The sequence below is a fragment of the Streptomyces sp. NPDC001373 genome (genome assembly GCF_042895815.1).
Classification (GTDB): domain Bacteria; phylum Actinomycetota; class Actinomycetes; order Streptomycetales; family Streptomycetaceae; genus Streptomyces.
Genome location: NZ_JBIAWQ010000005.1, coordinates 1 through 25,103, shown reverse-complemented (window position 1 = coordinate 25,103; position 25,103 = coordinate 1). Strand labels below are relative to the sequence as shown.

Here is a 25,103-nt window from a genome sequence, read left to right as displayed (position 1 = left end):
CGGGACACCGGGATCACGTCGTACCGGGTCCGGGGAACGAGGGCGGCGGCGGTGTGCGTGCGCATGGCCCTGTTCCCCTTCTCTTCGTCCGACGGCGTGAGGCGCGCGGGCCGTTTCGGCGGCGCGCACGGCGAGTGTAGGCAGTGCGCGCCGGGCGGGGCACCGTATTTTCGCGGCCGTCGCCGGACAGGCACGTTGAACTGCCATGCCCGATACGGAGGTTGACTCCCAGGGGTGCCTCAGCCGCCGCCGGGGGACGCCCCGTTCCGCGGACCGGCGGGGTGCGGTGAGGTGATGTCCCACAGGCCGTCGTCCGAGCGGGTCGCCGTCCAGTCGGCCGGCAGGGAGAGGCGTCTGGCGACCTTGACTCCGCTGAACTCGACCCTGTCGCGGAAGGCCGTCCCGTCGAAGGTGAGGGCGGCGCCGAAGGCGGAGGACTCGAAGGAGACCCCGCCCTCGAAGGTGGCGCCGTCGAAGCCGGTGTCGGCCGCGAACTCGGCGCGCACGAAGTGCACCGACCCCTGGAACCACGCACCCTGGAAGCTGCTCCCCCGGTTCTCGACGCCCGTGTCGCGCCATCGGAGACGGCCGGCGAAGGACGCGTGCGCGAAGGACGCCCCGCCCCGGAGGGATGTGCCCTCGAAGCGGACCGGACCGCCGAAGACGGCCTGCTCGAAGGCCGCGGAGTCCTCGAACACCCCTCCGAGGAAGCTCACTCCCCCCTGGAAGGAGGCGGAGGCGAAGGTGGCCGGGCCGCCGAAGCGGGTGTCCTGGAACACCGTGGGCCGATCGAACACCGTGTGGTCGAAGTTCGCCGCCTCCACGAAGCGCGTTCCCCGGGCCGACAGCGGCCCGGTCCATTCCGTGTGCGCGAACGACACCGGCCCGGCGAAGGCGGACCCGTCGAGCACCATGCCGCCGGCGGACGCCACCCGGCGGAAGTCCCCCCTGCCCTCCACCGTCATCCCGTCCAGGGCTGCCGTGTCCACCAGGGTGGCGTACTCGAACGAGACGTCCGCCATGCACCTCGCGCGGGTGAACTCCGACGTCCGGGCGAAAACCGCGCGCCGGAAGTCGGCCGGGCCCTGGAACCTGCTGCCCCCGAACACCGCCGGCTCCGTGAACTCCGCGCCGGCGAAGGACGTCTCCCCGTTGAAGCGGGCGCCGGAGAAACCCGCGGGGCCGGAGAACCTGACGCGCGAGAAGTCGGCGTCACCCAGGAACACGGCGTCCGCGTCCTCCCAGCCGTCCTCGAACCGGGCTCCGGCGAAGGTGACCGCACCCCAGGTCACACGCCCCGTTCCGGGGTCCCGTACCGCGTCGAGGACCCGTCCCAGCAGCCCCGGGGCGAACGGCGTGCCACGGAAGTCGACCGACGAGCCGGGGCCGAGCGTGCCCAGCACCGCCTGCTGCTCCCCGGGCGGCAGGTGGGCCAGGCACCCGTGGCGGCCCGGCGAGCGGATGCCCGGGCAGCCCTGTGATTCGGGTTCCGAGGCGCCGGCGCGGCAGCGCGGCCAGCCGGCTTCGTGGCCGACGGCCTGCTCCGCCTCCGCCAGCAGCTCCGCCAGCCTCACCGGATGGTCCGAACAGACCCATCCCCGCGCCTCGCCTCCCAGCGGAACGAGAGCGCGCAGCGCGGCCGGGCCGACCAGCTCGTCCAGTTCCTCGTACAGCCGCCGGGACAGGACGAGGAGCAGCCGGCTCGTGTGCCCCGGCCCGGCCTCCCTCAGCCGCTCCAGCACCAGGTCGTGCTCGATCAGCGGCTCCGGACCCCCGACCGGATGCCCGGACGCCTTCAGGCCCAGTACCAGGGCGAGCGGGGGCCTCAGGCCCTCCGCGCGCGCGTCGCCGTACCGGACCAGTGCCTCGGGCAGCGCGGCGAGCAGCCGCCCGGCCTGTTCGAGGGCGCCCGGCGGGTCCAGCAGCAGGTGCAGGGTCCTCGACCCCTCCCCTCCGATCAGCGTGCCGGGGACGGCGGAGTCCGCCATCAGCCGCATCAGGAGGTTGCGGATCTCCGCTCCGGCCGAGCTGCCGCGGGGCACGGCCCCCTGGCCCACCCGGACGCTCAGGGTCACCTGCGTGTGCCCGGCGTCCCCGCGGGGCGGGTCGTCCCCCGTCCGGCGGTCCAGCGCCGCGCGGAAGGCGGGCTGTTCCAGGAGGGCGGCGCCCGACAGGAACACCAGGCGGTCGGGCCGGACGGTGTGGACCACGCCCAGCAGCCGGCCCCCGGAGGACACCGGGCCGCCCACGAAGTGGGTCCAGTCCTCCGGCTCGGCCGAGAGCCGGACGATCTCCGCGTTGGGGGCTCCGTCCCAGGCCAGGGTCCCGGTGAGCGCGGTGTGCCGTCCCATTTCCGTGACGCCGTCGACGCGGACCCGTGTGCCCGCTCCGGCCGCGAGCGCACCCCACGCCTGCAGAGCGCATTCCGCCGGGTCCGCCAGGTCCTCCCCGCTCTCCACCAGCAGGACGCGCGGGGTCGCCTCGTCCCACCACACCGGCCGGCAGGGAACCTCCCTGCCGCCGGACCGGACCCAGGCGACGGTCTCCCCGGGCCTCGGGACGTGCCCCACCGTGAGGACCAGGCGGGGCGCCAGCAGGGTCCCCACCTCCTTCGGCTCAGCCAGCGGCTCGAAGCGGACGCGGACCACCCGGTCCCCCGGTCCCCGCTCCTCGCCTGCGGCGGCCTCGCCCGGCCCCCGCTCCGCGAACGGCAGCGCCCCCTCCGGTACCGGCCTGCGGCCCTCCTCCCCCGTCGTGACCCGGGTCGCCGAGAAGTCGGGGCCCGTGCCCCGGTTGCGGGACATGAACTCCCACACCCGGCGGCGCACCAGTTCGCGCACCGCCGCCACGTCCCCGCGCAGCTGGGAGCCCAGCAGCGCCTCCCGTACCCCCGGGAGGAACTCGAACTCGGCCTCGTCCGGGTGCTGTCGCCCCTCCCACGGGGCGAAGAGCCCGCCCAGGGCCACCTCCGCGAGGTGCCCGTGTTCGGAGCCGCGCAGCAGGGAGCGGCGTACGAGGGTCATCACGGGCAGGGTCAGCGGTACGGCGGCCAGGTGCGCGGCGAGCTGCTGGGCGGTCGGGGAGGCGCCGGCCCGGAAGCGCTCCACGAGCTCCAGCGGGTCGGCGGACCGCGGGGGCGCGGTGGCGGGCGGTGCGGCGGCCGCATCCAGGCGCAGGCAGGCGAGGCGGCGCCAGCGCCCGTCGCCGGACACCACCCGGACCAGGCGGGCCAGGCTCCCGGAGGCGAGGCCGACGACCGGGACGACGGGTCCGCCGCCGCGTGCCCGCCGGGCGGCCGGGACCCGCTGCCAGGAGCGGGTGGCGGCGGCGGGCCGCTCGCAGCGGACGGCGAAGGGCACGGGCCGTACGGCGCCGCGGGTCCAGAGCCGTTCGGGCAGGACGTTCAGCACGGCCACGGCGTTGTGGCCGCTCCAGTGACGCAGGACCGCCCGCAGCGGGCCCTCCTGCCAGCCGGCCGCGACGGTGTCGGAGACGACGAGGATCAGCCGCCGCCCGGCGGGGTCGGCGAGTTCCTGGGGGTTGCGGGGCGGGGCGGCGGGGCCCCGGACGAGCTGCGGGGTGCCGCCCCGGCCGGTTCCTGCGAGCTGCCAGGTGCGTACGTCGCGGAAGACCCCGCTGCGGGTGAGGACCCCGCGCAGTTCGGCGACCAGGTCGGCCCACAGCAGCATCGAGGGGTGGGCGTCGACGACCAGGGCCAGGTCCAGCCAGCGGCTCTCGGCGGGGCGCAGGACCGGGGTGGGCACCATGGCCTCGATGCTGCGCTCCACGGTGAGCTGCTCGTCGAGTTCCTCGCCCGGGCCGCCGATGGAGCGGCGCCCGACGGGCCGCAGGGAGCGCATCAGGCCGAGCGGGTCGTCGAGGGAGGCGGTGCGCGGCAGGCGCAGGGGTGTGCCGCGCCGTCCGCCCCCGTCGTCGGCGCGGTCGGCGGACGGACTGCGGCCGGTGGTGGCGGGGAAGAGCTGGGCGGCGCCGGGGCCCGGGTCGGGGGCCGCGCCGGGTGGGGGTGCGGGCGGGGAGGGCGGCGGTGAGGGTTCCGGTCCGGTGTCGGCGGCGCCCGGGGCGGGCGGGCCGGTGCGCACGGCGGCGGGGTCGACGCGCGCGGCCAGCCACAGGATGTCGGCGATCTCCTCCGCCCCGACGGCGGTGCGCGGGGCGGCTCCGTCCTCGGCGCCTTCGGCGAGGGCGGCGAGGAGCTTCTCGATCACGCGGTGGGCCCGGTGAGGTGCTGCATGACGGTGGCGAGGAAGCGGTCGCGGTCGCCGGGCGCGGACCAGGCGCCGGCCAGGCGCAGCTGGATGGCGTTGAGGAGCTGGTCGGTGGCCAGGTCGCCGTCCTCGGCGCGCTCGAGGAAGCTCCGGACGAGGTCCCGGTACTCGGCGCCGCCGGCTCCGGTGATGTCGACGCCGAGCCGTCCGCGCACGATGCGGGCGAGTTTCTCGGGGCCGGGGGCGTCGAGGTGGAGGCGGACGCAGCGGCGCAGGAAGGCGGGCGGGAAGTCGCGTTCGCCGTTGCTGGTGAGGACGACCACAGGGAAGTAACTGCACTGGACGCGGCCCTGGGTGACGGCGACGGCCGCGTCGGGGTCGTCGTCGGTGCCGATGGCGACGGTCGGTTCCTCCTTGGCCAGGCGGGCGAGTTCGGGGATGACGAAGCCGCCGTCCTCGAAGACGGTGAGGAGGTCGCCGGGCAGGTCGATGTCGCTCTTGTCGATCTCGTCGACGAGCAGGACGCGGGGCCTCGGCTGGGGCAGCAGGGCGGTGCCGAGCGGGCCGAGGCGCAAATAACGGGCGATGGAAGGGGCGGAGGGGGCCGGGCCGGCGGGGCGGCGGGCCTGCTCCAGTCCGGCCTCCTGGAGCCGGCCGATGGCGTCGTAGAGGTAGAGGCCGTCGCGCAGGACGGTGCGGCTGGTGATCGGCCAGTGCAGTACGGGGCCCAGGGCGAGGTCGGCGGCGATGCTGTGGGCGAGGGTGGACTTGCCGACGCCGGGCCTGCCGGTGACGAGCAGCGGGCGGCGCAGGTGGAGGGCGGTGTTGACGACGTCCGTCTCGGCTTCGTCGGGGACGTAGTCCGCACCGCGGCGCCGGGTGCGTTCCCATGCCTCCCCCGTGCAGCCGGGCGGCCGGTAGGCCGGGTCGGGGACGCCTCTGAAGTCCCGCCAGGGCGGCGGCGATCCGGCTTCCAGGCGGGCGCGGCGGTCCTCGCCCCGGCCCGCGCCCTGGTACAGCCACCAGTCCTTCGCCACTGCCTCTGCCTCCGTCGTCGCGTGAAGTCGTGCGGTCGGTCTCGGGTCCTGCGGTCGTCCGGATGGTTCGGTCCGTTCGGTCCGTCCGGTCCGTCCGGTCCGTCCGGTCCGTCCGGTCCGTTCGGTCCGTTCGGTCCGTTCGGTTCGTTCGGTTCGCGGTGTGGTCCCGGTCGCCCGGGAGGCCCGGGCTGCCGGGCCGGGTTGGCGGCTCGGGGTTCAGGCCAGGGAGCGGAGGTCGATGGTGTCGTCGGGATCGTCCCACAACAGCACCAGCCGGTCTGCCCCTTCCGCCGCGCCCCCCGCGGCCGCCCGGCGCACTTCGGTCACGCGGGCGGGCAGTCCGAGCGCGGCCGGTGCGCCGGGGAGCGCTTCCGGGGAGAGCCGTGCGGGCAGGCCCCCGGCGGGGGCGCCGCCACCGCGCTGCCAGACGGCGGCGGGCACCCCGCCTTCGAGGAGCGCCTCCAGCAGGACCTCCGTCCGGGCGGCGGAGACGTGCCCGAGGACGCAGGCGGGCGCGGTGCGGGCGCCCAGCTGCACCCCGAGGGCATCGGTGACCTCCTCGTCCTCGACGACGCGCACGGTGTCCGGGTGCCGGCCGCCCTGGGTGTGCATCCAGCGCCACTTGGCACGCCAGGCGGTGCGGGTGTCGTCGCGCTCCTGCGGGCAGCGCACCACCACCTCGTAGAGCATGCCGAGGGGGCGGGTCCGGCCGGCGGGGCCGCGCGGGACGGGCCACTGGTCGAAGTCCGTCTCCAGCATCTCGTACGGCACGTGGAACTCGATCCGTCCGATGGTCTCCTGGGGGTGCGCGGCGTCGTCCCCGTCCGCTCCCGCGGCGGCGAGCCGGGCGAGCCGGCCCACGAGTTCGGCGCGTACGGCGGTCTCGGTGACGGGGCTGCCCTCCGACTCCCAGATGTGGCGGGTGTGTTCGCCGCGCAGCCACATGCGGGCCAGCAGGCCTTCCTCGCCGCCGGGCGGGGACTCCAGCCGGACGTGCAGCGCGGCCCGGCGGGCGGGGCCGGGCGGCGGGCGCAGCACGGGCAGGGCGAGGCGTTCGCGGGTGGCGCGGACCCACTGCGCGAGCCGGGCGGCCCAGGCCGGGTCGCCGAGGCCGCCGGCGGGGCCTCGGGGGCGGGCGGCCCGGTCGGCGAGGTAGTGCACGAAGGGGACGGACAGGGGCATGCCGCCGCGGCCGCCCTGCCGTTCGTCCAGGTCCCCGACGACGTCGAGGAGGCTGTCGGCGGGCAGTCCGTGGTGGACGGGTGCGGCACAGCCGGCCTCCTTGAACGCCCAGGTGTAGGCCTCGTAGGCGCAGTGCGGCAGCCCGCGGCCCTCGAACAGCTCGCCGAGGCCGTCCCAGCCGGTCTGGTCGAGGCGGGCGGCGCGGGGTTCGGGCGGCCCGTACGGGCCGTCGTCGAGGAAGGAGCCGGCGTCCCAGTCGCGGTCGACGAGGAACTGGGGCAGTTGCCAGCCCTCGCCGCGTTCCCGCAGTTCCCGGAAGGTCCGGTGGATCCGGCGGGCGGCCTGCGGCAGGCCGGTGACGCCCTCGCGCACGGACCGGTCGCCGAGTTCGGCGAGGAGGGCCTCGGTGAAGCGGCCGGCGCCGCGCTCGGCGTCGTTCTGCGCGGCCTCGCCCTCGCGGGAGGCGTAGAGCCGGAACTGCCGCCGGCCGGGGACGGTGGCACCGCCGCCGTAGTCGGTGCTGCCGAAGTTCCAGCGGCTGTCGCGGGGCGCGTCGACCCGGCAGGCGTCCACGAGCGCGGCCTGGAGCGGGAACCGGCGGTGCTTGACCAGGTCCGTCTTCCACCAGCGCAGTGCGGAGTCGAGGTTGAGGTGGCGGATCTGGCCGGGGCCGGCGTCGGCGCAGGGCAGCATCAGCTCGCCGCCGCGCCCGAGGTAGCCGTGCCCGGCCCAGAAGATCCACAGCAGGTCGCCGTCGCACTGCGGGAGTTCTTCGAGCAGAGCCGACTTGGCGTTCGCCTCGGTGGCGGGCCGGTACGCGGATCGCAGCGCGGCCAGGCCCGGGGTGGCCGTCCAGTCGAGCCGGCCGGGGTCGTCGAGCGGGGAGAGCAGCAGCCGTACGTTCGCCGCGGGGACCTCGCCGGGGCCGGTGAGCCAGCGGGCGAAGCGCAGGGCGTCGCGGGCGGGGCCGCGCAGGTTCCAGTGGTGGCTGATCCCGTACCGCTCGACCCCGGCGACGAGAGCGAAGGTGCGCCGCGGTGTCAGGGAGGCCGGCAGCACACCGGGCAGGGGTGCGGGGCCGGGCCGGGTGCCGGGGTGGGTCACCCGAGGCCCGCTTCGGCCACCGCCCGTCCGATGTGCTCGTAGAGGGAGGGCTGTTTCCAGTAGGCGCTGTGGGAGGCCGGGAAGGGCTGGCGACTGCGGACCTCGTGGTCGGTGACGCGCGGGTCGCCGGGGAAGACGGGCCCGGCGAGGTAGGAGAGCACGTCCTGGCGGTCGTACACGTTGAGCCAGCGGGGGAAGCCGTACGGGAGGGCGCTGCCGGGCGGGAGGGCGGTGAGTGCGCCGAGTTCGTACAGGTAGGGGGCCTGCGAGCCGACGGTGACCAGCAGTTCGGCGCCGGGCACCGGTCCGCCGGAGGCGGCCTCCAGGGCGAGCAGGTCCACGAGGGCGATCCCGCCGAGGCTGTGGCCGATCAGTACGGTCGGGCCCGGCTCGGCGGTGATCCGCCCGTGCAGGAACGCGCGCAGTTCGGTGCCGCGGGCCTGGTAGCGCAGGATGTCGCCGAGGGCGGGGGTGGCGCCGACGGTGAGGGAACCCCGCCAGGCGTTGAGCAGCGGCTGCGTGGAGACCCGCAGGGCGAGCCGGCCGAGGAGGGCGGCGGCGCGGGCGCCGGGGACCCGGGCGCCGCCGCCCAGACGGGTGGTGAGCAGTTCGACGAGCCGGTCCCGTTCGGCGGCGGTGCAGTCGGCGTCGGCCCCGGCGGTGGCGAGGGCGCCGGCGGTGACGGCCCGGGCGAGGGCGGTGGCCAGTTCGCGGGCCTGCGGTTCGGCGGCGGCGCGGGCTCCGGCGCGGGCGGCCTCGGCGGATCCGGCGGCGGCCTCCAGCGCCGGGCGGAAGCCGGGCGCGAGGCCGGTGCCGTCCAGCAGGGCACGGAGTTCGCCGGACTCGCCGCGGGCGTCGCCGGGGGCTTCGGCCAGGCGGTGCAGCAGGTCGAGGACCCCCGCGCCGGCGGGCTGTACGCCGGGCGGCGCGAAGGGGTCGTCGTACCCGGGGCCGTCCGTGTCCCAGCCGGCCTCCGCCAGCACGCGCAGCTCGCACAGCGGGTCGGCGAGGAGCAGCCCCCACTCGGCGGTCTCGGCATCGGCCGGGTCCGCGGTCCCGCGGTGCAGGCCCGGGACGGAGCGGCCGCCCGAGCCCAGGCCGGCCCCGAACCGGTCGCCCCAGAAGCAGGAGTCGACGGCCGCGCCGGGGAAGCGGGCCGCGAGCCGCTCGCGCACCAGGGCGAAGAGGGTGTCATGCCGGTCGCGCCGTACTCCCGTGCCATGAACGAACAGAAACCGCATGGCCGTACCGCCCCCTCGTCTCCCTGCCTGCCCCGCCCGGCACGATAGCGGCGCACGGGGAACGGGGGGCGGGGAACGCGGAGTTCGGCCGGTGCCGGGCCGGATCGGCGTGCACGGGAGGGGCCGGGCCGTCATCGGCCGGCGTCGGTACGGACCCCGCCCCGCATCGGCACGTGCGTCCGCACCGGATACCGGGGCCGGGCGGGGGACACCGGCGGTACGGGGGCAAAGGAGCGCCACGGGTTCGCCGTCGGTACGGACGCCGGGCAGGACGCCACCGGTACAGGCGCCGGGCGCCGGTCAGCCGGGCGGTTCCGGAGGGACGGCCAGGGGCTTGCCGAGCGGGCCGCGCGGGATCCGGTCGACCAGCCGCACCCGCCGCGGTTCGGCGCCGAGCCCGCGTGCGGCGGCCCGTACGCCCTCGGCCGTCAGGGGACCTCCGCCGGCGACGAGGACGTCGTACGCCTCTGCCTGCTGCGGCCCGGGGACGCGCACGCAGGCGACGTCGGCCCCGGGGAGCGCGGCGCGCAGCCGGGCGGCGATGGCGCCCAGGTCGCGCCGGGCGCCGTTGACCCTGACCAGGTGGGCGCGGCGGCCGCGGCGCAGGAAGAGGCGGTCGCCGAGACGGCGGACGAGGTCGTCCATCTCGTGGTGCTCGGGGCGGCGGCCGTCGGGGAGGGGCGCGAGGCGGGGTCCGGCGACGGTGAGCGGGCCCTCCTCGCCGACGCGCGGCGCGGCGAACGTGACGTCGTCGAGGAGGGTCCACGCCCCGTGCGGGTCCCATCCGCCGCGGTGCGCGACGGCCCCGGTCTCGGTGGAGCCCAGCAGCTCGATCAGGGCGGTGCGCGACGGGTCCTGGAACATCCTCGCCTCGCGCGGGAGTTCGGCGGATCCGTGCAGGAAGACGATGTGCTCGAAGGAAGCGGTCCAGCGGGGGTGGCGGGCCAGGATCCGGAAGGTCCGGGGGATCGCGGCGACGGCGATCCGCCGGGCCGTGACGGGCGGGGGCGGGCAGTCGGAGCCGGGCCAGAACCACACCGGCAGCCCGGTCAGGGCGGGCAGCATCACCGTGACCGAGGCGCCGTAGGCGTGCCGGGGCGGGACGAAGCTGACGACGGCCTCGGGGGCGTGGGGGGCCAGCAGGCGGGCGCTGTGCGCGGCGTCGGCCTGGAGGACTTCGCCGGACAGGACGCACCGGACGGGCTGGCCGGTGACACCGGAGGTGTCGAACGCGTACTCCCCGGAGCGCAGCGTTGCGCGGATCCGGGCGGCCTCGGCCGCGGTGAGCCGGTCCCAGGGCAGGTGCCAGCCGCCGGCGGGCGGGTGTTCGGGCGCGCCGGCCCCGATGCCGGGGCGCTCCCGGAGGGCGTCCAGGGGCAGGGCCGGGTATCCCTGCGCGGGGATCGCCGGGACGGCTGCCGCGCCGCCTTGGCCCTCCGGGCCCTGCGGGCCCTCCCGGCCGCTCACGACGCCTCCTGCGGGACGCCGGCGGGCGGGCCGGCCACGGGCGCCCCGGGCGGGGGCGCCGGCCGGTGGTCGGTGGGGTCGAGGAGCATGCGCGGGTTCCCCCTGTGCGTTCGGGTGCGTCGGGCCGCGACGGCTACCACCCGGCGGCCCCCGGTCGGCTCAACGACGCCGCGCCCCGCCGGAAACGGCTCCCCCGCCGTCTCGCATTCCGGTGCGCGCACACCGCCCGAGACTGCGCCTGGCGCTCCGGCCGGAAAGGTTCACCGCCTCACGACGCCCGGCAGGGCGCCTCGCCGCGTTGTCGGGCCACGCGAGTCCGTCCGTACGAGCCGTGGCCCTCCGCCGTGCGACGCACCGCGCCGGACGCCGCGAACCGGCAAACCTCTCGGGTCAGAGCACGGGACCGGTGCGGCCAACTCCCGTACGTGCCGCCGCAGGACGGCCAGGCAGGCCTCCGCGCCCAGCAGGTCCGGGGTGGAGTACGGCGGCCCCCGCCGGCAGGGCGCTCGCCGCGGTGCGGGCCGGCTCAGCCGCGGGGCAGGACCGTGGAGAGGACCGACGGGAGGGGGTACCAGTCCGAGGAGGCGATCGAGGCGTGGCGGGCGGCCATCAGCGCCACCCGCTCCCGCGCCTGGGCCTCCGTGGGGTGGACCGCGTCGATGGCCGGGGCGACGTTCTGGGCGTCCGTGGCGATCAGAAGGTAGTGGTTGCGGTCGTACCAGGAGGTGTCGATCGAGCCCGAGGCGTAGGCGGCCGCGTCACCGTCGAAGACGACGAACCAGGGGCGCAGGGCCGGGTCCGCGTAGCGGGTGCGGGGGTCGCCCGCCTCGGCGCGGTGGACCGCCGGGAAGGCGGCGGCCGTCGTGAGGTGGTCGCGCAGGTGCTCGGCGTACTCACGGTCCGTCCAGAGCTTGTCCGCGCTGTTGCCCTCCTCGACCGTGCCGGGGATCAGCTCCACGAGGAACGTGCCGGCCATCTGCGCGCGGGTCGGCCAGGCGCCGGCGCGGGCCGCCGAGTCGAGGTCCGGGTGCCCTGCCGCGAGCCGGCCCGGGGTGTAGAGGGCGTCGCCGAGCTTCGAGGTCAGGAGGCTGTCCAGGGCGGCCGGGCCCCGGCCCAGGTTCGCGGCGAAGCCGTCCTTCAGCTCCAGCTTGAGGACGATCGGGCGGTGGTCGGGGTGCGCGTCGTGCCAGCTGCGGATGTCGGAGAGGCAGCCCGCGAGGTTCTGGTTGCGGGCCTTGGTGCGCAGCTGGGCGGGGGTGGTGGCGTTCTCGCAGTTGCTGTCGTTGCCGAAGGGGTTGTCGTGGGAGACGCGCCACGAGCTGCCGAAGAAGTTGGTCCAGACGTCCAGCTCCAGCATGGCCGCGCCGGAGTCCAGGGCGTCCGCGAGGTAGGGGTACTTGGCCTTCTCGTAGGCGTTGTGGACGCCCACGCCGGTCGATGCGGCGTACGGGAGGTCACCGGTCGCCGCCGTGGCGGGGGCGGTGGCCACGGCGAGGGCGGCGAGGGCGGCGGTCAGCAGGGCGACTGCCGTGCGGAGGCGGGTGCGGATGGGCATGGGTGGGCGACTCCCCTGGTTACCGATTGGTAAGGCGGTTGGAGAGTAGGGGAGTTGAATGAAGAGGGGAAGGACCGGGGATGACCGGCCGGCGACGGGGTGTGAGGAGGGGCACATTCCGGCCGGGAACCCCGGGGGACGGCCGGCCGTTCCGGGGGGTTGACGGGTGATCCTCGGCGGTGGGAGTGGCGCGATGACGGGCAGGGCCGTGCGGGTCTGCGTGCTGGCCGGGGTGTGCTGCGCCCTGGTGGTCGCCGGGGTGGCCTTCGGCATGGGGCGGATGGGGACCGTCGCCCGCGGCGACGGCGGCCAGGGCCGGTACGTGCAGGACACCGCGCTCGCCGACCGGTCCGCCGCCGCGGCACTGGAGAAGCTCGTCGAGGGGAATCCGCAGACCGCTCCGCCGGTGCGGGGCTTCGCGGAGGGCACCTGGAAGGCGTCCGAACCGCTGGAGGCCCGGGACGTGCCCGCCGAACCGGCCGTCGGGGCGCTGTTCTCCCCCGGGCTGGACTGGGACGACGACCACCACTGCTCGGGGAGCGTGGTGCACTCCGCCGGCGGCGACCTCGTCGTCACCGCGGCCCACTGCGTGTACGCCGGCGGGTTCCGCAACAACCTGGCCTTCGTGCCCGGGTACGAGGAGGGGAAGGCGCCCTACGGCGTGTGGGTGCCCACCCGGATCGACGTGGACCCGCGGTGGGTGCGCGACTCCGACCCCGATGTCGACGTGGCGTTCATACGGGTGCGCCGGGCCGGTCACCCCGGCCAGCGGCTGGAGGACGTCACGGGGGCCCACCCCGTCCGCTTCGGCCAGCAACTGCCCGTCCCCGCCCGGCTGGTGGGGTACCCGAACGACACCGAGCGGCCCCTGGGCTGTTCCAACACGGCCGTGGCCGACGGGCCGACGCAGCTGCGGTTCGACTGCGCGGACGTGCCCAACGGGACCAGCGGCGGCCCCGTCCTCAGCGCCGGCAACAGTCTGATCGGGGTCATCGGCGGGCGGGACGGCGGCGGGGACGAAACCACCTCGTACAGCAGCTACTTCGGCGACGACGTACGGGCGCTGTACGAGCGGGCCGTGCGCGGATAGACCCCGCCTGCCCCGACGGGGCGCCGGGGCGGGGGGCCCGTGCGGGAGGGTGCGTGGGCGTCGTCCGAGCCGGCTGGGTGATTGTCCGGAGTGTCGTCCATCCGCCGAGTGTGGGGGGACCCGCGACGGCGGGGGCAGGTTCCGTCCGGGGCGGACGGGGGCACGACGGGGGCGGACGGGGGCACGCCGTCGCACGGAGGCCCTCCAGCCGGTGCGACGGCGCACGACGGTCGGCGGCGGGTGCGCCTCCCCGGCGGCCGGGCACGCCTCCCCACCGCCCGAGTACCCCCGCGCGGCGGCCGCGATCGCGGTCCGGCAGGGGCGTCGTTCCTGGTCACCCTGGCACGGGAGCCCGGTCCGGACCCCAGTAAGCTGCGGGTCCGTCCCGTGCGTCCGCCCTCTCCCGTTCCCGAGGTACCGCAGTGAGCTCCGCAGCACCCCCCGCAGCCGTGGCGGTCGTCGGCCTCGGCGCCGACGGCTGGGCCGGGCTCGCCGCCGCCGCCCGGGAGGCCCTGACCGGCGCCGAGGTGCTGATCGGCGGGCCCCGGCAGCTGGACCTGCTCCCGTCCGGCGAGTGCGCCGGTCTGCGGGTCGCCTGGCCGAGCCCCCTGCGCCCCGCCGTGCCGAAGCTGGCGGCCGAGCACGCCGGGCGCCGGATCGCCGTACTGGCCAGCGGGGACCCGATGTTCTACGGGATCGGCCGCGCCCTCTGCGAGGAGCTGGGCCCCGACGCGCTGCGCGTCCACCCGCACCCCTCCTCCGTGTCCTACGCCTGCGCCCGCCTGGGCTGGCCGGTGGAGGACACCGAGGTGGTGACCGTGGTGGGGCGGCCGGTTGCCCGGGTGGCGGCCGCGCTGCACGACGGGCGGCGGCTGCTGGTGCTGAGCGCCGGAGCGGCGACCCCGCACGAGATCGCCGCCCTGCTGCGGGAGCGGGGCTTCGGCCCGAGCCGGATGCGGGTCCTCGAACAGCTGGGCTCCGAGCGCGAGGACGCGTACGGGGGCACCGCGGACGGCTGGGCGCACGAACCCGGCGACGCCCTCAACGTGGTCGCCGTGGAATGCCGCCGGGATCCCGGCTCCCCGGTGCCCCGGCTCGGCGCCACCCCCGGCCTGCCCGACGCCGCGTACGAGCACGACGGCCAGCTCACCAAGCGCCACGTCCGCGCCGCGACCCTGTGCGCCCTCGCTCCCGCCCCCGGCGAACTGCTGTGGGACATCGGCGGCGGCTCCGGATCGATCGGCATCGAGTGGATGCGCACGCACCCCTCCTGCCGGGCCGTGGCCGTCGAGCGCATCCCCGAGCGGGCCGCCCGCATCACCCGCAACGCGGCCGCCCTCGGCGTCCCCGGCCTGCGCGTGGTCGTCGGCGCGGCCCCGGCGGCGCTGGACGGACTGCCCGCCCCCGACGCGGTGTTCATCGGCGGCGGCCTCACCGCCCCGGGCCTGCTCGACGCCGCGTGGTCGGCGCTGGCCCCCGGCGGCCGGCTGGTCGTCAACACCGTGACGCTGGAGTCGGAGGCGGTCCTCGCCGAGCACTACCGGCGCCACGGCGGCGAACTGGTGAAGCTGGCCGTCGCCCACGCCGTGGCGGTCGGCGGGTTCACCGGGTGGCGGCAGGCGATGCCCGTCACCCAGTGGTCCGTGACGAAGACACAAGGAGACTGAGATGACCGTGTACTTCATCGGCGCGGGCCCCGGCGCCGCCGACCTGATCACCGTGCGCGGCGCCCGCACCCTCGCCGCCGCCCCCGTCTGCCTCTACGCGGGCAGCCTCGTCCCGCGCGAACTGCTCGACGACTGCCCCGAGGGGGCCCGGCTGGTCGACACCTCACAGCTGGACCTCGACGAGATCATCGCCGAGTGCGTTCGGGCCCACGGGGCGGGGCAGGACGTGGCGCGGCTGCACTCCGGCGACCCGTCCATCTTCAGCGCGGTCGCCGAGCAGATGCGGCGCCTGGACGCGCACGGCATCCCGTACGAGGTCGTCCCAGGCGTGCCCGCGTTCGCGGCGGCGGCCGCCTCCCTCAAGCGGGAGCTGACCGTCCCGACCGTGGGGCAGACCGTGATCCTGACCCGGATCGCCCAGCAGGCCACGCCGATGCCGCCCGGCGAGGACCTGGCCACGCTCGGCCGCAGCGGCGCGCTGCTGGTGCTGCACCTGGCCACCCGCTACGTGGACCGGGTCGTGGACGAACTCCTGCCGCACTACGGGGCCGAGTGTCCGGTGGCGGTGGTGGCGATGGCCAGCCGCCCCGACGAGCTGATCCTGCGCGGGACGCTCGCCGACATCGCGGGCCGGGTGAAGGAGGCGGGGCTGGTGCGCACCGCGGTCATCGTGGTGGGCCGGACACTGGGCGCGGAGCAGTTCCGCGACAGCCACCTCTACTCCCCCGAGCGCGACCGGCATGTCTGCTGAAGCGGGCGCCGCGGGAGGGCCCGGGCGGCACGTCCTGATCCTGGGCGGCACGACCGAGGCCCGCCGGCTGGCGGAGGCGCTGGCCCGCGGCCCCGTGCACGCCTCCCCGTACCGGGTCACGAACTCCCTCGCCGGCCGGGTCGCCGCGCCCGTGCTGCCGCCGGGCGAGACCCGGATCGGCGGCTTCGGCGGGGCCGCGGGGCTGGCGGACTGGATCGCCGCCCACGGCGTCACGCACGTCGTCGACGCCACGCACCCCTTCGCGGAGCGGATGAGCTTCCACGCGGCCGAGTCGGAGGCGCTCACGGGCGTGCCCGTGCTGGCGCTGCGCCGGCCCGGCTGGACTCCGGGCCCGGGTGACGCCTGGACCTTCGCGGACGACCTCGCCGGGGCGGCTGCCGTCCTGCCCGCGCTGGGCGGACGGGCCTTCCTGACCACCGGCCGCACGGGCCTGCACGTCTTCGCGGACCTCACCGACACCTGGTTCCTGGTGCGTTCGGTGGACCCGCCGCAGGGGCCGGTGCCGCCGCGCCTGGAAACGGTGCTGGCGCGCGGGCCGTTCGATCGGGAGGAGGAGCGGGAGCTGCTGGCCCGCCACCGCATCGACGTGCTCGTCACCAAGGACAGTGGCGGCGGCGCGACGGCCCCCAAGCTCACCGCCGCGCGCGAGGCCGGGATCCCGGTCCTGGTCGTGCGCCGCCCGCCGGTCCCGGAGGGGGTGGCCCGCGCGGAGTCGGTGGAGGAGGCGCTGCGCTGGCTCGGCGGCGAAGGGCCGCACCCTCTAGGCTGAAGGAATGCGGATACGTCACTCCCTCGTCCTCGTCCTGGCCCTCGCCGCCGCGTCGGCGCTCGTCACCGGATGCGGCGGGAGTGCGGCGCCCGAGCCCAAGGGCTGGGAGCCCGACGACGCGCTCCAGCGGGCCGACGAACTGCTGGGGAAAGGCGTCTCGGACGGGGCCCGCGTGACGATGCGGGGGACGGGTTTCCTCAAGGCCGGCATGGAGAAGACCCTGGAGACCGGCGGGGAACGCCCGTACCGCTTCGACATCGCCTGTGACAGCGAGGAGAGTTCACGGGTCACCCTGGTGCTGTCCCGTGAAGGCGGCGCCGGAGACCGGACGTTCGACGTGTCGTGCACCGCCGGCGAGGTCACCCGGCTGAACCTGCCGGCGGGTTCGGCGCTGAACGCGCACATCGACCCCGCCCCGCAGGAGGACTCGCCCCCGGCCGGGGTCGTGTCGTGGCAGCTGGTCGCCGTCGACCCGTCGACGGTCCAGGGCTGCGCGGACGCCCTCGCGGGCTGCCCGGGTTAGCCTTCCGGATCAGGCCGCCCGGCCTGATCCGCAAGACCCGGGCTGAGACGCGGCGGCCCGGCCGGAGGGAACCCCCGGCCGGGCCGCACTCACCCCGTCCGCGGGGTCACGGGTACCGGCGCGGGGTCCACGTCACCCGCGAGCCGTCGGCCCGCTGGGTCACCTGCGTCTGCGAGGAGCCGATCAGCAGGATCGTCCGCATGTCCACCTCGGACGGCTCCAGTTCGCCCAGCGTGACGACGCGCACCGACTGCTCGGGCCCGCCCACGTCCCGGGCCACGACCACCGGGGTCTGCGGCGCGCGCAGCTCCAGCAGCAGCTCCTTCGCCCGGGCCACCTGCCAGGTCCGGCTGCGCGAGCCCGGGTTGTACAGGGCGAGGACCAGGTCGGCGGCGGCCGCCGCCCGCAGCCGCTCCGCGATGACCTCCCACGGCTTGAGCCGGTCGGAGAGCGAGACGGTGGCGTAGTCGTGGCCCAGCGGGGCGCCGGCCGCTGCGGCCGCCGCGTTGGCCGCCGTCACCCCGGGCAGCACCCGTACGGGCACGTCCGCGTACGGGGCCTGCCCGGCCACCTCCAGCACCGCGGTGGCCATGGCGAAGACCCCGGGATCGCCGCCGGAGACCACGGCCACCCGCTTGCCGCGCCGGGCGAGGTCGAGGGCGAACTCGGCGCGCTCGGACTCCACCTTGTTGTCGGAGCCGTGCCGCACCTGGCCGGGCCTGACCGGCACCCGGTCCAGGTACGTGGTGTACCCGACCAGCACCTCGGCATCGGCCAGCGCCCGCTTCGTCTCGGGGGTCAGCCACAGCGGCCCGGCCGGGCCGGTACCGACGACCGCGACCTCGCCGGGCCCGGACGGCACGCTGCCCGGGTTGCCGATCCGGCTGGGCACGACGGCGACGGCGAAGTACGGGACGCTGTCGGGGTCGGTGTCGGCGAGGACCCCGGTCCGCTCGCCCTCCATCGTGGCGCGCTCGACGTAACGGGCCTCGGCGAGCCGTCCGCTGCCCTCCATGGCACGCCGGACGGCGGGGAAGGTGCGGCCGAGCTTCATGACGACCGCCGAGTCGGTGGCGGCGAGTCGGGCGGTGAGCTCCTCCTCGGGCAGGGTGCCGGGCAGGATCGTCAGCACCTCCTCGCCCTCCACGAGCGGGGTGCCGAGGCGGGCGGCGGCGGCGCTGACCGAGGTGACGCCGGGGATGACCTCCGCCTCGTAGCGGTCCGCGAGCCGCTTGTGCATGTGCATGTACGAGCCGTAGAAGAGCGGGTCGCCCTCCGCCAGCACGGCGACGGTCCGGCCCGCGTCCAGGTGCCCGGCCAGGCGGGCGGCGGAGGCCTCGTAGAACTCCTCCATCGCACCCTGGTAGCCGCCCGGGTGGTCGGTGGTCTCGGTGGTGACCGGGTAGACCAGCGGCTCCTCGACGTGGTCGGAGCGCAGGTGCTTCGCGGCGATCGAGCGGGCGATGGAACGGCCGTGGCGGGCGCTGTGGTACGCGACCACGTCCGCCTCGGCGATCACCTCGACGGCCCGCAGGGTCATCAGCGACGGGTCGCCGGGGCCGAGCCCGACCCCGTACAGCTTGCCCTTGGCCCGGTTCTGGTCCTGCCCGCTCATTCTTCCTCGCTCGCGATCGCGTTGACCGCGGCGGCCGCGATGGCGCTGCCGCCGCGCCGGCCGCGCACGATGAGGTGGTCCAGACCCGAGGGGTGGGCGGCGAGGGCGTCCTTGGACTCGGCGGCGCCGATGAAGCCCACGGGCACGCCGATGACGGCGGCGGGGCGCGGGGCGCCCTCCTCGATCATCTCCAGCAGCCGGAACAGCGCGGTCGGGGCGTTGCCGACGGCGATCACGGAGTTCTCCAACAGGCCCCGGTCGCGCCAGACTTCGAGGGCGGCGGCGCTGCGGGTGGTGCCCATCTTCGCGGCGAGCGCGGGCACGGCCGGGTCGGAGAGGGTGCAGATCACCTCGTTGTCGGCGGGCAGCCGCTTGCGGGTGACCCCGCTGGCGACCATCTGCACGTCGCACAGGACCGGCGCGCCGGCGTGCAGCGCGGCGCGGGCCCGCAGGACGACCTCGGGGGTGTAGCCGAGGTCCTGGGGGAGGTCGGTCATGCCACAGGCGTGAATCATGCGCACCGCGACCTGGGCGACCGAGGCGGGCAGCCCGGAGAGGTCCGCCTCGGCGCGGATCGTGGCAAAGGACTGGCGGTAGATCGCGGCGCCGTCCTTCTCGTACTCGAACACGGTGTACTCGCTCATTTCTTCACTGCGGCTTCGGTTGTGGTGGGGGTGGTGCGTGCGGCCGTGAGGGCGGCCGCCAGGTCTGCGTGCGGGAGGGGCCGGCCGTCGAGGGCGTAGCCGTCGGGGGTGGCGACGAGGTCCACCCAGGCCGTACCGCGCGGATGCCCGCACCGGCGGGCGCAGCCCGACCAGTGCACGGGCAGCTCCGCGGCGTTGGCCTGCCCTTGTACGACGGCACGCGCATCGGCGCGTACGTCCGCGAGGGACTTGGCGCAACCGGGCCTGCCCGTGCAGGCGGTGACGGTCCGCCAGGGGCTGTCGGGCCGGACGACGAGGCCGGCCGCCTCGATGCGGGCGACGCCGTCGCCCGCCGCGCGCGGGAGGACGACGCTGCGCCACGGGGTGACGCGCAGCTCCCCCTGCCCGCCGTCGGCGGCCTCGGCGAGGACCCGCCACTGCGCGGAGTCCAGCCGGCCGAGCGGAGGCAGGACGCACAGCCCGCCCGCGCCCGCGCTCCCGGGCCGGGGCGGCTCGGCGTACGGCCACTCCACTTCGGCCACGCGCCCGGCCGCGACCCCCACGTCCGTCAGCCGCAGCGCGAACTCCTCTTCGTCCAGGGTGTGTTCAGGGGGAAGCTCGGCGACCCGCCAGGCCCGGGTCCCGGCCGCCCGGGCCGCGTCGAGGAAGTGCTCGGCGGCGCACAGCGCGGCCCGCGCGGCGTCGACGGCCTCGACCTCGACGGCACCGCCTCCGCTCCCGAGCCGCACGAGGACCCGTCCGTCCGCCTGGCCGAGCAGGGTCACATCGGGGTCGAGCGCGGCCACGTCCCCGCGCCCGTCGTCGACGGCGAACAGGAACCGCCCGGAGAGGTCCGCCGCCCGCGCACTGGCGCACAGCAGCCGGTCGAGTTCCCGGACCCGGTCCACGACTTGGGGCCCGGCCACGGGGGTGGCCACGATGTTGCGCACCCGCTCGTGGCTCGGCGCCGGCAGCAGCCCGGCGCCGTCCAGCAGTTCCGCGAGCCCGGCGCCGCAGCCGTCGGCAAGGCCGCGCAGTTGGACGTTGCCACGGGAGGTGAGTTCCAGGTGCCCGTCGCCGAACCGGTCGGCGGCGTGCCCGAGCGCGAGGGCCTGCCGGGTGGTGAGCAGCCCGCCGGGGATCCGGACGCGCGCGAGGTACCCGTCGTCGGCGGCGTGCAGCCGCAGCGCGCCGGGGCAGGCGTCACCGCGGTCACGTATGACGGGTTCGTCCCGCGATGCGGCGGAAGGTGGCTGGGGCGACATGGCCGCGAGCATACCCACGATTCCCCACCCCCGACCTGTGTCCGTCGCCACCCCGACCAGCCGGATTGGGCCCCACCGGGCAAAAGCCGGCCCCGCCGGCGAGTAAGGCGCGGGGGCACCCCCGGCGGTAGCCGGGGGAGGGTCCGGGGCGGAGCCCCTGGGGGCACCCCCGGCGGTAGCCGGGGCAGGAGCGGAGAAGGGGGGCGGGGACACGCTCCGCGCAACGGCCCCCGCCCCCGGCCTCGTCGTCGGCGAGCAGGACGCGGATCGCCCGGCGTTTGCCGCGGGGCCTCCGGGGCAGAGCCTCCACGGCGAACCGCACGCCACCGCCCCGCACGCCACCGCCCCGCCGGCCACCGCACCGCACCACCGGCAAGCCCCCCACCCCACCTCCCGGCCAGGGAGAAGGCCACCTAAGATGACCTTCCGGCGGACCACTCGGCCCGTCACCGCCGAGGACGGCGACATGGGAGGAAGCCCGGTGAGATTCCGGCGCGGTCCCGCCACTGTGAGCCCCGCGGAGCGATCCGCGGGGTGAGTCAGGAACTCCCGCTGTCCTCACTGCCCGGGGCGCGGAAACCCCGAGGAAGGCCTGCCGCCGCATGATCCTGCTGCTGTCGACGTCCGACACCGATCTGCTCAGCGCCCGCGCCGCGAACACCGCCGGCGGCCCCGTGCCGTACCGGTTCGCGAACCCCTCCCGCCTCCCCCTCGACGACCTCGACGGCCTTCTCGACGGCGTCGGGCTGGTCGTCGTACGCCTCCTCGGCGGCCTGCGCGCCTGGCAGGACGGCCTCGATGTGCTCCTCGCCCCCGGCCAGACCCGCCCGGTGGTGGTCCTGACCGGCGAACAGGCCCCGGACGCCCAGCTGATGGAGGCCTCCACGGTCCCGATCGGCATCGCCGCGGAGGCCCACCGCTATCTCGCGCACGGCGGCCCGGCCAACCTCGACCAGCTGGCGCGCTTCCTCTCCGACACCGTCCTGCTCACCGGCCACGGCTTCGAGCCCCCGGCCGCCTCCCCCACCTGGGGCCCCCTGGAGCGCCCCGCCACGGAGGCCACCGGCCCGCAGGTCGCGGTGCTCTACTACCGCGCCCACCAGATGAGCGGCAACACCGCCTTCGTGCACGCCCTCTGCGACGCCGTCGAGGCCAAGGGCGGCCGCCCCCTGCCCCTCTACGTCTCCTCCCTGCGCACCCCGGAGCCGGAGCTCCTCCAGGCACTGGAGCAGGCCGACGCCATCGTCACCACCGTCCTCGCGGCCGGCGGCACCCGCCCCGCCACCGCCTCGGCGGGCGGGGACGACGAGTCCTGGGACGCGGGCGCCCTGGCCGGGCTCGGCGTGCCGATCCTCCAGGCCCTGTGCCTGACGGGCTCCCGCAGCACCTGGGAGGAGAACGACGAGGGCCTCTCCCCCCTCGACGCCGCCACACAGGTCGCCGTGCCCGAGTTCGACGGCCGCCTGATCACCGTCCCGTTCTCCTTCAAGGAGATCGACGAGGACGGCCTGCCCGCCTACGTGGCCGACGCCGAGCGCGCCTCCCGGGTCGCCGGTATCGCCGTGCGCCACGCCCGCCTGCGCCACATCGAGCGCGCGGACAAGCGGATCGCGCTGGTCCTTTCCGCTTACCCCACCAAGCACTCCCGCATCGGCAACGCGGTCGGCCTCGACACCCCGGCCAGCGCCGTGGAGCTGCTGCGCCGTCTGATCGCCGAGGGCTACGACTTCGGCCCCGCGGAGGAGATCCCGGGTCTGGTCTCCGGCGACGGCGACGAGCTGATCCGCGCCCTGATCGAGGCCGGCGGCCACGACCAGGACTGGCTCACCGAGGAGCAGCTGGCCCGCAACCCCGTCCGCATCCCGGCGGCCGACTACAAGCGCTGGTTCGCCGAGCTCCCCGCCGACCTCCGCGAGAGCGTCGAGGAGCACTGGGGCGAGGCCCCGGGCAACATGTTCGTGGACCGCTCCTCCAACCCCGAGGGCGACATCGTCCTCGCGGCCCTGCGCCGCGGGAACCTCCTCATCCTCATCCAGCCGCCGCGCGGCTTCGGCGAGAACCCGATCGCGATCTACCACGACCCGGACCTGCCGCCCTCGCACCACTACCTGGCCGCGTACCGCTGGATCCAGGCGGCCGCGCAGGACGGCGGCTTCGGCGCCGACGCGATGATCCACCTGGGCAAGCACGGCAACCTGGAGTGGCTGCCCGGCAAGAACGCGGGCCTGTCCGCCTCCTGCTCCCCGGACGCCGCCCTCGGTGACCTGCCCCTGGTCTACCCCTTCCTGGTCAACGACCCGGGCGAGGGCACGCAGGCCAAGCGCCGGGTGCACGCCACCCTGGTCGACCACCTGGTCCCGCCGATGGCGCGCGCCGAGTCGTACGGCGACATCGCCCGCCTGGAGCAGCACCTGGACGAGTACGCGCAGATCAGCGCGATGGACCCGTCCAAGCTCCCGGCGATCCGCGCCCAGATCTGGACCCTGATCCAGGCGGCGAAGCTCGACCACGACCTGGGCCTGGAGGAACGCCCGGACGACGACGGCTTCGACGACTTCCTCCTCCACGTCGACGGCTGGCTGTGCGAGGTCAAGGACGCCCAGATCCGCGACGGCCTGCACGTCCTGGGCGGCGCCCCGACCGGTGAGGCCCGGGTCAACCTGGTCCTCTCCATCCTGCGCGCCCGCCAGATCTGGGGCGGCACCTCCGCCCTGCCCGGCCTGCGCGAGGCCCTCGGCCTCGACGAGTCGGCGGCCACCCGCACCTCGGCCGACGCCGTCGAGGAGACGGCCCGCGCCCTGGTCCAGGCGATGGAGGACGCGGACTGGAACCCGTCGGCGGTCGCCACGGTCGCGGCCGGCCACCCTCAGGCGGTCTCCGACATCCTCACCTTCGCCGCGCACGAGGTCGTCCCCCGCCTGGCCGGCACCACGGACGAGATCGCGCACGTGGTCCGCGCCCTGGACGGCGGCTTCGTCCCGGCCGGCCCGTCCGGCTCCCCCCTGCGTGGCCTGGTCAACGTCCTCCCGACGGGCCGCAACTTCTACTCGGTGGACCCGAAGGCCGTCCCCTCCCGCCTGGCGTGGGAGACGGGCCAGGCCCTGGCCGACTCCCTCCTCACCCGCTACCGCGCGGACCACGACGACGAGTGGCCGGCGTCGGTCGGCCTGTCCCTCTGGGGCACGAGCGCGATGCGCACGGCGGGCGACGACGTCGCCGAGGCCCTGGCCCTCCTCGGCATCCGCCCGGTCTGGGACGAGGCCTCGCGCCGCGTCACGGGCATCGAGGCGATCCCCCTCGCGGAACTGAACCGTCCCCGAATCGACGTCACCCTCCGCATCTCGGGCTTCTTCCGCGACGCGTTCCCGCACGTCATCGGCCTCCTGGACGACGCGGTCCGGCTGGCGGCCTCCCTGGACGAGCCGCACACCGAGAACTTCGTCCGAGCACACGCCCAGGCCGACCTCGCCGCCCACGGCGACGAGCGCAAGGCCACCACCCGCATCTTCGGCTCCCGCCCCGGCACGTACGGCGCGGGCATCCTCCAGCTGATCGACTCCCGCGACTGGCGCACCGACGCCGACCTCGCGGAGGTCTACACCGTCTGGGGCGGCTACGCGTACGGCCGCGGCCTGGAGGGCCGCCCGGCCCGCACCGAGATGGAGACGGCCTACAAGCGCATCACGGTCGCCGCCAAGAACACGGACACCCGCGAGCACGACATCGCGGACTCGGACGACTACTTCCAGTACCACGGCGGCATGGTGGCCACCGTCCGCGCCCTGCGCGGCACGGCCCCCGAGGCCTACATCGGCGACTCCACCCGCCCGGAAACGGTCAAGACCCGCACCCTGGTCGAGGAGACCTCGCGCGTCTTCCGCGCCCGCGTGGTCAACCCCAAGTGGATCGAGGCGATGCGCCGCCACGGCTACAAGGGCGCCTTCGAACTCGCGGCGACGGTCGACTACCTCTTCGGCTACGACGCCACGACGGGCGTGGTCGCGGACTGGATGTACGACAAGCTGACGGAAACCTACGTCCTCGACCCCACCAACCGCGCCTTCCTGGAGGAGGCCAACCCCTGGGCCCTCCACGGCATCGCGGAACGCCTCCTGGAAGCCGAGTCCCGCGGCATGTGGGAGAAGCCGGACCCGCAGATCCTCGAATCCCTCCGCCAGGTCTACCTGGACACGGAGGGCAACCTCGAAGGCGAAGCCGAGTAGGGCACCCGGTTCCACACGGTACGGGCCGGCCTCCCCACCCCCGCGGGGGTGGGGAGGCCGGCCCGTACCCCGTTCGGCCGCTACGCCTTGGCGGTCTGGTTCAGCGCGACGAGCGCCGCCGCCCACCGCGCGAACTTCAGCGTCCCGAAGTCGGCGACGGTCTTCACCCCGAAGGCCTCGTGCAGCAGTTCCCCGTCCTTGTCGGTGACGCCCTTCAGCGCGGCGACGGGCGCGGAGAGGATCTCGGCGAGCGGCTTGTCCTCCCAGGCCTTGTCCAGCACCTTGCTCAGATCGATCGACGACATACGCATTCCCTCCAGAACCGAACACTCCAGACACCGAAAAACCTACACAAACCAGACATCCACCCGAAGCTCCGACACCAGCCCACGACCGCCCCCACAGCACGACCCGAGGCCACGGCATCACGCTAATACGGAGTTTCCATCGAACCCGGAACGGTTCACCAGTACCGCCCGGACCTGGTCGACGGGTGTCTGGCCGGCACCGGCCTGATCACGGACGGCTGACCGACATCACGAATTCAAGTTCAGTACTGAACTTGATTGGGTGATGTCGGAGCCGTTCGCCTGACGGCGGCCGGTCCGCTCCGGTAGCCCTGGACCGGGAGATACGCGCAGGGTGGCGGGTTGACCGACGCCGGGAGGGCCGCGAGGGAGCGGGTCCGGCTGCAGGCCGTGGAATGCTTCGAGGGCGGGCAGA

At 75.7% G+C, this 25,103-nt stretch carries 16 protein-coding genes and 1 riboswitch; of the genes, 6 read left to right on the top strand and 10 right to left on the bottom strand.

From position 1 onward, the window contains the following. Positions 1-239: 239 nt before the first annotated feature. The 6 genes from ACFY15_RS13420 to ACFY15_RS13395 form a co-directional block, all read right to left on the bottom strand. Positions 240-4,226: an SAV_2336 N-terminal domain-related protein gene (locus tag ACFY15_RS13420; RefSeq protein ID WP_390689334.1), complete on the bottom strand. Its 3,987-nt coding sequence runs from the start codon at positions 4,224-4,226 to the stop codon at positions 240-242. After that, positions 4,223-5,263, bottom strand: coding sequence for an AAA family ATPase (locus ACFY15_RS13415; RefSeq protein ID WP_390689333.1), 1,041 nt, complete (start codon positions 5,261-5,263; stop codon positions 4,223-4,225). The genes ACFY15_RS13420 and ACFY15_RS13415 overlap by 4 nt, the downstream gene beginning before the upstream one ends. A 216-nt stretch (positions 5,264-5,479) precedes the next feature. Further along, positions 5,480-7,549: a hypothetical protein gene (locus tag ACFY15_RS13410; RefSeq protein WP_390689332.1), complete on the bottom strand. Its 2,070-nt coding sequence runs from the start codon at positions 7,547-7,549 to the stop codon at positions 5,480-5,482. Next, entirely contained in the window at positions 7,546-8,790 is a 1,245-nt protein-coding gene (locus tag ACFY15_RS13405) for a hypothetical protein (protein WP_390689331.1), read from the bottom strand. Before ACFY15_RS13405 ends, ACFY15_RS13410 begins: the two co-directional genes overlap by 4 nt. 300 nt (positions 8,791-9,090) lie before the next feature. Next, the gene (locus ACFY15_RS13400; protein ID WP_390825531.1) at positions 9,091-10,257 is read right to left on the bottom strand and encodes an AMP-binding protein; all 1,167 of its coding nucleotides are present in this window, start codon (positions 10,255-10,257) and stop codon (positions 9,091-9,093) included. 526 nt (positions 10,258-10,783) lie between these two features. Further along, positions 10,784-11,812: a phosphatidylinositol-specific phospholipase C domain-containing protein gene (locus ACFY15_RS13395; RefSeq protein ID WP_390689329.1), complete on the bottom strand. Its 1,029-nt coding sequence runs from the start codon at positions 11,810-11,812 to the stop codon at positions 10,784-10,786. Positions 11,813-12,005: 193 nt separating this feature from the next. Between ACFY15_RS13395 and ACFY15_RS13390 the strand changes: the two genes are divergently transcribed. The 5 genes from ACFY15_RS13390 to ACFY15_RS13370 all read left to right on the top strand — a co-directional run bounded on the left by ACFY15_RS13390 (position 12,006) and on the right by ACFY15_RS13370 (position 16,633). Beyond that, positions 12,006-12,902 carry a trypsin-like serine peptidase gene (locus tag ACFY15_RS13390; protein WP_390689328.1) on the top strand — a complete coding sequence of 299 codons (897 nt, stop codon included), beginning with the start codon at positions 12,006-12,008 and terminating at the stop codon, positions 12,900-12,902. Between the two features lie 422 nt (positions 12,903-13,324). After that, entirely contained in the window at positions 13,325-14,569 is a 1,245-nt protein-coding gene (cbiE, locus tag ACFY15_RS13385; RefSeq protein WP_390689327.1) for a precorrin-6y C5,15-methyltransferase (decarboxylating) subunit CbiE, read from the top strand. Position 14,570: 1 nt separating this feature from the next. Beyond that, positions 14,571-15,320, top strand: coding sequence for a precorrin-4 C(11)-methyltransferase (gene cobM, locus ACFY15_RS13380; protein ID WP_390689326.1), 750 nt, complete (start codon positions 14,571-14,573; stop codon positions 15,318-15,320). Then, the gene (locus tag ACFY15_RS13375) at positions 15,310-16,110 is read left to right on the top strand and encodes a cobalt-precorrin-6A reductase (RefSeq protein WP_390825530.1); all 801 of its coding nucleotides are present in this window, start codon (positions 15,310-15,312) and stop codon (positions 16,108-16,110) included. The genes cobM and ACFY15_RS13375 overlap by 11 nt, the downstream gene beginning before the upstream one ends. Before the next feature lie 4 nt (positions 16,111-16,114). After that, a complete protein-coding gene (locus ACFY15_RS13370) occupies positions 16,115-16,633 on the top strand; it encodes a hypothetical protein (protein WP_390689324.1) in 519 nt (172 codons plus the stop codon). Between the two features lie 106 nt (positions 16,634-16,739). On the opposite strand, the gene ACFY15_RS13365 is transcribed toward ACFY15_RS13370, so the two are convergent. From ACFY15_RS13365 to ACFY15_RS13355, 3 genes are read right to left on the bottom strand one after another with little or no spacing between them, the layout of a single operon-like run. Further along, a complete protein-coding gene (locus tag ACFY15_RS13365) occupies positions 16,740-18,248 on the bottom strand; it encodes a precorrin-2 C(20)-methyltransferase (protein ID WP_390691452.1) in 1,509 nt (502 codons plus the stop codon). Further along, positions 18,245-18,892: a precorrin-8X methylmutase gene (locus ACFY15_RS13360; protein ID WP_390691453.1), complete on the bottom strand. Its 648-nt coding sequence runs from the start codon at positions 18,890-18,892 to the stop codon at positions 18,245-18,247. Before ACFY15_RS13360 ends, ACFY15_RS13365 begins: the two co-directional genes overlap by 4 nt. Then, positions 18,889-20,157 carry a cobalamin biosynthesis protein CobG gene (locus ACFY15_RS13355; RefSeq protein ID WP_390691454.1) on the bottom strand — a complete coding sequence of 423 codons (1,269 nt, stop codon included), beginning with the start codon at positions 20,155-20,157 and terminating at the stop codon, positions 18,889-18,891. The genes ACFY15_RS13360 and ACFY15_RS13355 overlap by 4 nt, the downstream gene beginning before the upstream one ends. A gap of 412 nt (positions 20,158-20,569) precedes the next feature. Continuing rightward, positions 20,570-20,727, top strand: a riboswitch (cobalamin riboswitch). 32 nt (positions 20,728-20,759) lie between these two features. Here ACFY15_RS13355 and cobN point away from each other — a divergent pair. Then, the gene (cobN, locus tag ACFY15_RS13350) at positions 20,760-24,380 is read left to right on the top strand and encodes a cobaltochelatase subunit CobN (RefSeq protein ID WP_390691455.1); all 3,621 of its coding nucleotides are present in this window, start codon (positions 20,760-20,762) and stop codon (positions 24,378-24,380) included. Positions 24,381-24,460: 80 nt separating this feature from the next. Here cobN and ACFY15_RS13345 read toward each other — a convergent pair whose 3' ends face one another. Then, positions 24,461-24,685 carry a hypothetical protein gene (locus tag ACFY15_RS13345; protein ID WP_390691456.1) on the bottom strand — a complete coding sequence of 75 codons (225 nt, stop codon included), beginning with the start codon at positions 24,683-24,685 and terminating at the stop codon, positions 24,461-24,463. Positions 24,686-25,103 lie beyond the last annotated feature (418 nt).

Coding starts and splice junctions, on each gene's coding strand:
- ACFY15_RS13360 (WP_390691453.1), bottom strand. CDS start 18,892: ATGAGCGAGTACACCGTGTTCGAGTACGAGAAGGACGGCGCCGCGATC.
- cobM (WP_390689326.1), top strand. CDS start 14,571: ATGACCGTGTACTTCATCGGCGCGGGCCCCGGCGCCGCCGACCTGATC.
- ACFY15_RS13395 (WP_390689329.1), bottom strand. CDS start 11,812: ATGCCCATCCGCACCCGCCTCCGCACGGCAGTCGCCCTGCTGACCGCC.
- ACFY15_RS13355 (WP_390691454.1), bottom strand. CDS start 20,157: ATGTCGCCCCAGCCACCTTCCGCCGCATCGCGGGACGAACCCGTCATA.
- ACFY15_RS13405 (WP_390689331.1), bottom strand. CDS start 8,790: ATGCGGTTTCTGTTCGTTCATGGCACGGGAGTACGGCGCGACCGGCAT.
- ACFY15_RS13375 (WP_390825530.1), top strand. CDS start 15,310: ATGTCTGCTGAAGCGGGCGCCGCGGGAGGGCCCGGGCGGCACGTCCTG.
- cobN (WP_390691455.1), top strand. CDS start 20,760: ATGATCCTGCTGCTGTCGACGTCCGACACCGATCTGCTCAGCGCCCGC.
- ACFY15_RS13365 (WP_390691452.1), bottom strand. CDS start 18,248: ATGAGCGGGCAGGACCAGAACCGGGCCAAGGGCAAGCTGTACGGGGTC.
- ACFY15_RS13345 (WP_390691456.1), bottom strand. CDS start 24,685: ATGTCGTCGATCGATCTGAGCAAGGTGCTGGACAAGGCCTGGGAGGAC.
- ACFY15_RS13370 (WP_390689324.1), top strand. CDS start 16,115: ATGCGGATACGTCACTCCCTCGTCCTCGTCCTGGCCCTCGCCGCCGCG.
- ACFY15_RS13390 (WP_390689328.1), top strand. CDS start 12,006: ATGACGGGCAGGGCCGTGCGGGTCTGCGTGCTGGCCGGGGTGTGCTGC.